This window comes from Hansschlegelia beijingensis, from assembly GCF_045505405.1.
GTDB classification, from domain to species: domain Bacteria; phylum Pseudomonadota; class Alphaproteobacteria; order Rhizobiales; family Methylopilaceae; genus Methylopila; species Methylopila beijingensis_A.
This window is the reverse complement of record NZ_JBJKEX010000111.1, coordinates 1-8,503: the sequence shown is the minus strand read 5'-3', so window position 1 is coordinate 8,503 and position 8,503 is coordinate 1. Positions and strand designations below refer to the sequence as shown.

At 70.5% G+C, this 8,503-nt stretch carries 8 protein-coding genes; 4 read left to right on the top strand and 4 right to left on the bottom strand.

Annotated features, from left to right (window positions below):
* Window positions 1–118: 118 nt before the first annotated feature.
* Window positions 119–1,669 (bottom strand): OpgD/OpgG family glucan biosynthesis protein, encoded by a 1,551-nt coding sequence (locus ACIKT0_RS09125; RefSeq protein ID WP_407105046.1) that lies wholly within the window; start codon window positions 1,667–1,669, stop codon window positions 119–121.
* A gap of 145 nt (window positions 1,670–1,814) precedes the next feature.
* Window positions 1,815–2,426: an SPOR domain-containing protein gene (locus ACIKT0_RS09120; protein WP_407105044.1), complete on the bottom strand. Its 612-nt coding sequence runs from the start codon at window positions 2,424–2,426 to the stop codon at window positions 1,815–1,817.
* A 165-nt stretch (window positions 2,427–2,591) separates the two neighbouring features.
* Between ACIKT0_RS09120 and glmU the strand changes: the two genes are divergently transcribed.
* Window positions 2,592–3,953 (top strand): bifunctional UDP-N-acetylglucosamine diphosphorylase/glucosamine-1-phosphate N-acetyltransferase GlmU, encoded by a 1,362-nt coding sequence (gene glmU, locus ACIKT0_RS09115; protein WP_407105042.1) that lies wholly within the window; start codon window positions 2,592–2,594, stop codon window positions 3,951–3,953.
* Between the two features lie 97 nt (window positions 3,954–4,050).
* Window positions 4,051–5,874 (top strand): glutamine--fructose-6-phosphate transaminase (isomerizing), encoded by a 1,824-nt coding sequence (gene glmS, locus ACIKT0_RS09110; protein ID WP_407105041.1) that lies wholly within the window; start codon window positions 4,051–4,053, stop codon window positions 5,872–5,874.
* On the opposite strand, the gene ACIKT0_RS09105 is transcribed toward glmS, so the two are convergent.
* Window positions 5,861–6,301: a YbaN family protein gene (locus tag ACIKT0_RS09105; protein WP_407105040.1), complete on the bottom strand. Its 441-nt coding sequence runs from the start codon at window positions 6,299–6,301 to the stop codon at window positions 5,861–5,863. The genes glmS and ACIKT0_RS09105 overlap by 14 nt on opposite strands.
* Before the next feature lie 182 nt (window positions 6,302–6,483).
* Between ACIKT0_RS09105 and ACIKT0_RS09100 the strand changes: the two genes are divergently transcribed.
* Together ACIKT0_RS09100 and ACIKT0_RS09095 are read left to right on the top strand one after the other, a co-directional pair.
* Window positions 6,484–7,143 (top strand): DUF502 domain-containing protein, encoded by a 660-nt coding sequence (locus ACIKT0_RS09100; protein ID WP_407105039.1) that lies wholly within the window; start codon window positions 6,484–6,486, stop codon window positions 7,141–7,143.
* Window positions 7,144–7,243: 100 nt separating this feature from the next.
* Window positions 7,244–7,420, top strand: a complete 177-nt coding sequence (locus ACIKT0_RS09095) for a hypothetical protein (protein WP_407105038.1) — start codon at window positions 7,244–7,246, stop codon at window positions 7,418–7,420.
* Window positions 7,421–7,423: 3 nt separating this feature from the next.
* On the opposite strand, the gene ACIKT0_RS09090 is transcribed toward ACIKT0_RS09095, so the two are convergent.
* A partial coding sequence (locus tag ACIKT0_RS09090; protein WP_407105037.1) for an ATP-dependent DNA helicase RecG occupies window positions 7,424–8,503 on the bottom strand: 1,080 nt, incomplete at its 5' end.

Below are 8,503 nucleotides of genomic sequence, written 5' to 3'. Positions count from 1 at the left end.
ATCGCTGACCGAGAAATGGCTCGGATGCGGCGTGTGCCGGAGCGCGTCGATGATCCAGACGTCGAGGCCTCCTCGGGCGTGTTGGCGCCCGCGGCGCGCGTCGTCCCCCGCTCCTCGATCACGCGGTCCATCGATAGAGCCAGGTCTCGCTGATCGGGCCTCCGTCGGCCTCAAGCACCATCCGCAATTCGCAAAGCTCCTCGCCGGCGGGGTCAAGGTCGAACGTCACGCGGTAGCCCTTTATCTCCGGATTGGGGCGGCCGGACGGCTCGATCACCTTGCCTGCGGAGGTGGAGACATTGGGCCGGATCGTCGCGGCGCGCGCCGGATCGGCCACGGCCTCGCCGGCGAAGTCCACCACGAAGCGGCGACGCCTGCCTCCGGCGCTGCCCGTCGAGGTGCCATGGACGATCGCTCCGGCCGGGCGGTCCGGCGGCGTCCAGCACCAGTGCATGCGGTAGGCCATCGAGACGCGCGCGCCCGGCTCGAGCGACGCCTTCGGCCGCCAGTAGGCGACGATGTTCTCGTTGATGTCGGTGTCGGTCGGGATCTCGATGAGCTGGAACTGGCCTTCGCCCCAATCGCCGATCGGCTCGACCCAGACGCTCGGCATCCGGTCGTAGCGGCGGCCGAGATCGTTGTAGGCCGGGAAGCCGCGCTGGCGCTGCAGCAAGCCGAAGCCGCGCGGGTTCTTGTCCAGGAATACGCTGATCTGGAGATCGCCCGGGTTGTTCAGGGGACGCCAGACCCACTCGCCCGCGCCGTTCCAGATCTGCAGCCCGTCGGCCCGGTGGACCTGGCCCCGCACGTCGTCCACGCCGGCGCGGTCGTTCGGGCCGAACAGGAACATGGACGTCATCGGGCCGATGCCGACATGCCCGAGCGCCTCGCGCGGGAACAGCGTCAACTCGACGTCGACCACGGTGATCTCGCCGGGCCGCAGCGTGAACCGGTAGGCGCCGGTCAGCCGCCGGCTGTCGAGCAGCGCGTGCGCCACGACGCTGGGCGCGCCGGGGTTCGGGCGCTCGATCCAGAAGGCCCGGAACAGCGGGAACTCCTCGCCGTTCGGTTCGCCGGTGTCGATCGCCAGCCCGCGGGCGGAGGTGCCGAAGATCTGTCCGCGCGCCAGCGCGCGGAAGATCGTGGCGCCCTGGAAGGTCGCGAAATCGCGGAACTCCTCAGGCCGGTCGATCGGCGCCCGGGCGCTGAAGCCGGAGAACGGAAAAGGCTTGTCCGCCGGAGGCTTCGGCGCCTTTCCGAAGTCGAACCAGGAAGGCTCGTCCGGCAGCATCCGGACCTGCCCGTCGTCGACCGTCGCGATGCGGACGGGAGACCGGAAGATGAAGCCGCCTGGCAGGAGATCGAGGGTGAAGCCCCGGTTCTCGCTCGCCCAGGGAGCGCGGTCGGGCAGCATCTTGATCGTCCGGAAGACGTCGAGCGGCAGTTCGGCGTAGCCGTCCGGCAGCAGCGATCGCGGAGCCTCGAAGCCGCGCGTGGCGAGCAGGCGCGCGTGCTCCTCAAGGGCCTCGCGGCTGAACGGGGCGCCGTCGGCGTAGAGATCCGGCGGGGAGGGCGCAGGCGCGGGGCCGGGGGCGGCCTCCTGCGCGCGGGCGACCCCCGTCATCAGAGCGGCGACCGAGACGCCGGCGCAAAATTCCCTACGGTTCATCGGCTTAGCGCAAGGCCTGCCGCATCAAGCGGCGAGGCCCGGAGAAAGGGGCAGGACGGAAGACGGATGATGTTGCGCTCCCACGGCAAATCCAGTGTTGAGCGAGCGCGCGACGCCGCCCCCAGCTGCGCGATCGCCCGGACGTTCAGGGCCGCATCAGCGGCTCTCCGCCGAAGATCGTCGTATCGCAGGCGAAGCCCTGATCTGCAAGGGTCGCGCAAGCCTGATCGGCCTCAGCGCGGCTTGCGAACGGGCCGGCGACGAGGTCGACCAGCGACCCGCCGTCCTGGCGGAGCGCTCGCGGGGTCAGCTTGGACAGCGCCTGGGGGTAGCGGGCGGCAAGCGCTCCCCAGCGGCGGCGCACCGCATCTATCGAGGCGTCGGGCCCCAGCGAAACGGCGAACTGTTGGCCCCTTTCATCCGGGGCCGCTGGACGGCGGATCGAGCCGGTCACTTCCGGCGTGCCGCCGGCGACGGCGACGGCGGCCAGCTTGAGTTCGCCGAGGCCGCGCTCCAGCCGCGCCACCCGCTCCGCCAGTTCGTCACGCTGGGCGGTCAGTTCGCGCACGCTGCGCCGCAACTCCTGCGATCCGTCCGCTGCGATCAGCCGCTCGGCCGGCGCGCCGCCGGCGGTCCACGCGGTCACGCTCGCGGCCGCTATCGCGACGACCATGAGCGCGCCCCAGATCACGGCGGGCGACGCTGGCGACAGCCCCTCTTCTGAGTGGGCCCGCTCGTCATAATGGCGGTAGTCCAAGCGGGCGGCTCCTGCGCACCGGTTACGCGGCGCCACAATAGCTGAGTCGGGGCTCTGGCCGGCGCGCCGCGCAGGGTCGGGAGTTGCAGGCGCCGCCGCGAGACGCCACTGTCGCTCTCGCTCCTGCCTCCGACGGTTCGCCGCCGCCGCCTCTTCGAGTTTGTAATGACCGCGTCTGATCCGCATCGCCGCTGCCTGACCATCGTGCTCGCCGCCGGAGAAGGCACGCGAATGCGGTCGGATCTGCCCAAGGTCCTCCACAAGGCGGCGGGCCGCACGCTCGTGGCCCACGTGCTCGCCGCGGCGGCGGAAGCCGGATCGGACGCTCTCGCGGTCGTGGTCGGGCCCGGCCGTGAGGACGTGGCGCAGGAAGCCGTCCGTACGGCGCCGGGAGCGCGCGTCTTCGTCCAGACGGAGCGGCGAGGGACCGCCCACGCCGTGCTGACGGCCCGCGAGGCGATCGCGGAAGGCTTCGACGACGTATTGGTCGTCTATGGCGACACGCCGCTCGTGCGGCCCGAGACCCTGCGCCGCCTGCGGGCGCCGCTGGCGCATGGCGCCTCGGTGGTGGTGCTGGGCTTCGAGGCCGACGATCCGACCGGCTACGGCCGGCTGATATCCGATGGTCCGAACCTCGTCGCCATCCGCGAGGAGCGGGACGCGACAGAGGAAGAGCGGGCGATCAAGCTCTCGAACGCCGGTCTGATCGCGATCTCGGGCGCTTGCGCGCTCGAGCTGCTCGAGCGGATCGGCGACGACAACGCCAAACGCGAGTTCTACCTCACCGACGTCGTCGAGGTGGCGGTGATGCGGGGCCTCGCGGTCGCCGCGGAAGCCGCCTCCGAGGCGGAGGTTCGCGGCGTCAACACGCGCGCCCAGCTCGCAGAGGTCGAGGCCGCCTTTCAGAGCAGGCTGAGGGCGGCAGCGATGGACGGCGGCGCGACGTTGATCGCGCCCGAGACCGTGTTCTTCTCACACGACACCAGACTCGGACGCGACGTGATCGTGGAGCCGAACGTGGTGTTCGCCCCGGGCGTGACGGTCGCGGACGGGTCGGTGATCCACGCCTTCAGCCATCTTGACGGCGCGGAGGTCGGGGCCGGCGTTTCCGTGGGTCCCTTCGCGCGGCTGCGGCCCGGAACGCGGCTCGCGGCCGGCGCACGCGTCGGCAACTTCGTCGAGGTCAAGAACGCGGAGGTCGGCGAAGGCGCCAAGCTCAATCACCTCACCTATGTGGGCGACGCTTCGGTCGGAGCGCGCGCCAATCTCGGCGCCGGCACGATCACCTGCAACTATGACGGCGTCGCTAAGCACCGCACCACGATCGGCGCGGACGCCTTCATCGGCACCAACTCCTCGCTGGTGGCACCCGTCACGATCGGCGACGGCGCCTATGTGGGCACCGGCAGCGTGGTGACCGACGACGTGCCCGCCGACGCGCTTGCGATCGCCCGGTCGCGCCAGGTCACCAAGCCGGGCCGCGCCGCAAAGCTGCGACAGGCCTTCAAGGTCCGGCGCGACGCCTAGCCCTCGTTTCGCCTTGTTTTCACGACGCTCCTTCAGCCGGCGCTAAGCACTCGCGTGCTATCTGCGTGCGGCGGGACGATCTGGAGAGCTGAGCGGCATGTGCGGCATCGTTGGCATTCTGGCGCGTGACACCGTGGCCCCGCAGCTCGTCGAGGGGCTGAAGCGGCTCGAGTATCGCGGCTACGACTCAGCCGGCGTGGCGACCCTCGACAATGGCCGCATCGTCCGGCGCAGGGCCGAGGGCAAGCTGCGAAACCTGGAGGCGGCGCTCGCCGCGGCGCCGCTGGCCGGTCGTTCGGGGATCGGCCACACGCGGTGGGCGACGCATGGCGCGCCGACCGAGGCCAACGCGCATCCGCACGCGACCGAGACCGTCGCGGTCGTCCATAACGGCATCATCGAGAATTTCCGCGAGCTCCGCGACGAGCTGACGTCGCAGGGCGCGGCCTTCACGAGCCAGACCGACACCGAGGTGGTCGCTCACCTGGTGAGCCACGCGCTCGCCGCCGGAGCGACCCCGCGGCTCGCCGTCCAGCAGGCGCTGAAGCGGCTGCGCGGGGCCTTCGCGCTCGCCTTCCTGTTCGCCGGGGAGGACGACCTTCTGATCGGCGCCCGGCGCGGCAGCCCGCTCGCGCTCGGCCATGGCGACGGCGAGGTCTATCTCGGCTCCGACGCGGTGGCGCTCGCGCCGTTCACCGACGAGATCACCTATCTGGAGGACGGCGACTGGGTGGCGCTGACGCGCGACAGCGTCGAGATCTTCGACGAGGCGGGGGCGCTGGTCGAGCGCGAGACGGTGCGGTCGTCGGTCGCCTCGGTGATCGTCGACAAGGGCGCTCATCGCCACTTCATGTCGAAGGAGATCGCGGAGCAGCCGGAGGTGGTCGGCCACACGCTGGTCCGGTTCATCGACATGACCTCGGGCCGGGTGCGGCTGCCGGCGGGCGGCGATTTCGACTTCTCCGGCCTCGACCGGCTGGCGATCTCGGCCTGCGGCACCGCCTATTACGCCGGCCTCGTCGCCCGCTACTGGTTCGAGAGATTCGCGCGGCTCCCGGTCGACATCGACATCGCCTCGGAGTTTCGCTACCGCGAGCCGCCGCTCACCCCGGGCGGCCTGGCGCTGATGATCTCGCAGTCCGGCGAGACGGCCGACACGCTCGCGACGCTCCGCCATTGCCGCGCCCAAGGCATGAAGATCGGCGCGGTCGTCAACGTGCCGACCTCGACGATCGCCCGGGAGGCGGACGTCGTGTTTCCGACCGTCGCCGGCGTCGAGGTCGGGGTCGCCTCCACCAAGGCGTTCACCTGCCAGCTCGCGGTGCTGGCGGCGCTCGCGATCAAGGCGGGCCGCGACCGGAATGTGCTGTCGGAGGAGGATGAAGCCAAGCTTGTGGCGGCGCTGATCGAGCTGCCGAGGCTGATGGCGGAGACGCTGCGTCTCGAGCCGCAGATCGAGAAGCTCGCGCAGACCTTCTCGAAGGCGCTGGACGTGCTCTATCTCGGCCGCGGGACGAGCTACCCCATCGCGCTCGAGGGCGCGCTGAAGCTCAAGGAAATCTCCTACATCCACGCCGAGGGCTATGCCGCCGGCGAGCTCAAGCACGGGCCCATCGCGCTCGTCGACGAGAACGTGCCCGTGGTCGTGCTCGCGCCCTACGACGCGCTGTTCGAGAAGACCGCCTCGAACATGCAGGAGGTAGCGGCGCGCGGCGGAAGGATCGTGCTGATCACCGACAGGGAAGGCGCCGCCCACGCCGGCGACACGCTCGCGACCATCGTGGTGCCCGACTCCTACGCCTTCGTCAGCCCGTTGATCTACGCCATCCCGGTGCAGCTACTGGCCTATCACACGGCGGTGTTCATGGGCACCGACGTCGATCAGCCGAGGAACCTGGCGAAGTCCGTCACGGTGGAGTGAGGCGCTGCGGGGGTTTTTCCGCCTTCGGGCGCGACGGCCTCGTCCCCACATACAGGGCGCCGGCCGCGATCAGCGCCGCGGTCGAGATGATCGCGATCGGGGGCGCGTCCGACACGCTGACCACCGCGAGCGAGAAGCCCATCCCGGCGAAGGCCAGGATCTTCGCCCTGAGCGGGATGACCCCGTTCCGCCGCCAGGCGACCACCGTCGGCCCGAACCTCGGATGCTCCAGCAGCCAGCGCTCCAGGCGCGGCGACGAGCGGGTGAAGCAGGCCGCAGCCAGGATCAGGAACACGGTCCCAGGCATCAGCGGCAGGATCAGCCCCACGACTCCGAGACCGGTGAGCGCGACGCCAAGCGCTAGCCAGGCCCAACGCGCCACGCGCGCCCGGGCGCCCTGTTTGCTGGTCCGCTCCGAGGCCGTCACGCCGTGGCCCCTCCTATCGTCCTGTCGCCGCCCCAGATGATATCGCTTATTGTGCGTCGCGGCGCCTCGACGGCGAGTGGACGTGCGAACAACGGAGGCAGCCAGCCGCGATGACGGAACCCGTCTCAAGTCCTCTGGGAGCACTTCCGCCGCCTGGGCCGGTGCCAAGCCCTCTGGCTCGATTGCGGACATACTTCCTGACCGGCTTGGTGGTGGCCGGGCCGGTGGCGATCACCATCTGGCTGACCCTTTGGCTCATCGGGATGATCGACGGCTGGGTGAAGCCGTTGATCCCTCAGGCATGGAACCCGAACAGCTACCTTCCCGTGGCGGTGCCGGGCGTCGGCGTGCTAGCGGCGGTGATCGGGCTCACGATCCTCGGATTCCTGACCGCGAACCTGGTTGGGCGCGCCGTCGTCCAGTCGGGCGAGCAGGTGCTCAACCGGATGCCGATCGTGCGCAGCCTGTACAAGGGCGTGAAGCAGATCTTCGAAACGGTCTTCAAGCAGGACGGCACGAGCTTCCGCCGCGTCGGCCTGATCGAATGGCCGGGACCCGGCCTGTGGTCTCTCTGCTTCATCACCGAGCCGGCGCGCGGCGCGCTGGCGGCCGGCCTTCCGTCGACCGACCACGTCTGCGTGTTCGTGCCCTGCACCCCGAACCCGACCACCGGCTACCTGGTGATGATGGAGGCCTCCAAGGTGACCGAGATCGGGGTCACCACCGACGAGGCCTTCAAGCTGATCATGTCCATGGGCATCATTCAGCCGCGCGAGACGCCGGCGGCGCAGCTCGCCGAGCCTCCTCAGCGCATCGACGGCTCGTCGCTCGCCGCGGAGTGACATTCCACTGACGCGCAGCCGCCATGCGGTGAGCGGGAACGATCAGGCGCAATGATTGCTTGGCTCCTTGCTCGGGGACGTTCGAGCAAGGAGCGTCGGCGTGGGAATAGCCGAACTCATCGTCGCGGTGTGCCTGCAGGCGGAGCCTGCGGCCTGCATGGTCCACCACCGCCAGTCCGCCGCCATCAATGGCTGCGCAATCGTCGAGGACATCAATGACCTCGCGGCGCCGCCGGGCTGGTACGTGGCGCGCTGGACCTGCCGCTGGCGCCGCTGACGTCTAGCCCGCCCGCAGCAGGCGCACGGCCGCGTCGCGCTCGAACAGCTGCAGGAGCAGCCTGAGAGCCTGCCCGCGCGAGCTCGTTAGGGCAGGATCGCGCGCGAGGAACAGCGCGGCGTCCTGGTGCGCGGTGCGCACCAGTTCGCCATGAACCTCCATGCGGGCGAGACGAAAGCCCGGCGCGCCGCTCTGGCGCGACCCCAGCACCTCGCCTTCGCCACGGAGCTCCAGGTCCTTCTCGGCGATCACGAAACCGTCCTCGGTGTCGCGCAGCGTCTCGAGCCTGGCCTTCGCGGTCTCGCCAAGCGGGCCTTTCCAGAGCAGCAGGCAGGTGGAGCGGCCGGCGCCTCGCCCGACGCGGCCGCGCAGCTGGTGGAGCTGGGCGAGGCCGAACCGCTCGGCGTGCTCGATGACCATGACGGTCGCCTCCGGCACGTTGACGCCGACTTCGATCACCGTGGTGGCCACCAGCAGCGGCGTCTCGCCCGAGACGAAGCGCGCGACCGCGGCATCCTTCTCGGTCCCCTTCATCTTGCCGTGCACGAGCCCGACCTTGCCCGGAAAGGCTTCCGCAAGGGACGCGAAGCGGTCTTCCGCGGCGGCGACGTCGAGCGTCTCGGACTGCTCGACCAGGGGGCACACCCAGTACACCCGCGCGCCCTTCGCCATGGCGCGGCCGATCGCGTCGACCGTCTCGTCCAGCCTGTCCAGGCTGACGAGCCGGGTGTCGATCGGCGCGCGCCCGGGCGGCTTCTCGTCGAGCGCGGAGTGATCCATGTCGCCGAACGCCGTCAGCACCAGGGTGCGCGGGATGGGGGTGGCGGTCATCACCAGCACGTCCACCGCGACACCCTTGGAGGCGAGGGCGAGCCGCTGCCGGACGCCGAACTTGTGCTGCTCGTCGACGACCGCCAGCGCGAGGTCGCGGAACACGACGTCCTCCTGGAACAGGGCGTGCGTGCCGACCAGGAGATCGATCTCGCCGGCCGCCAGCCGGGCGAGGACGCCGGCGCGCTCGCGTCCCGAACTTCTCGCTCGCGGACACGCATCTCGGCGTGGTGGGCCCGACGCCGCGTGAGC

What these genes read in the sequence shown, in the direction of transcription:
- ACIKT0_RS09125 (WP_407105046.1), bottom strand. Translation starts at nt 1,669, where the DNA reads ATGAACCGTAGGGAATTTTGCGCCGGCGTCTCGGTCGCCGCTCTGATG.
- glmU (WP_407105042.1), top strand. Translation starts at nt 2,592, where the DNA reads ATGACCGCGTCTGATCCGCATCGCCGCTGCCTGACCATCGTGCTCGCC.
- glmS (WP_407105041.1), top strand. Translation starts at nt 4,051, where the DNA reads ATGTGCGGCATCGTTGGCATTCTGGCGCGTGACACCGTGGCCCCGCAG.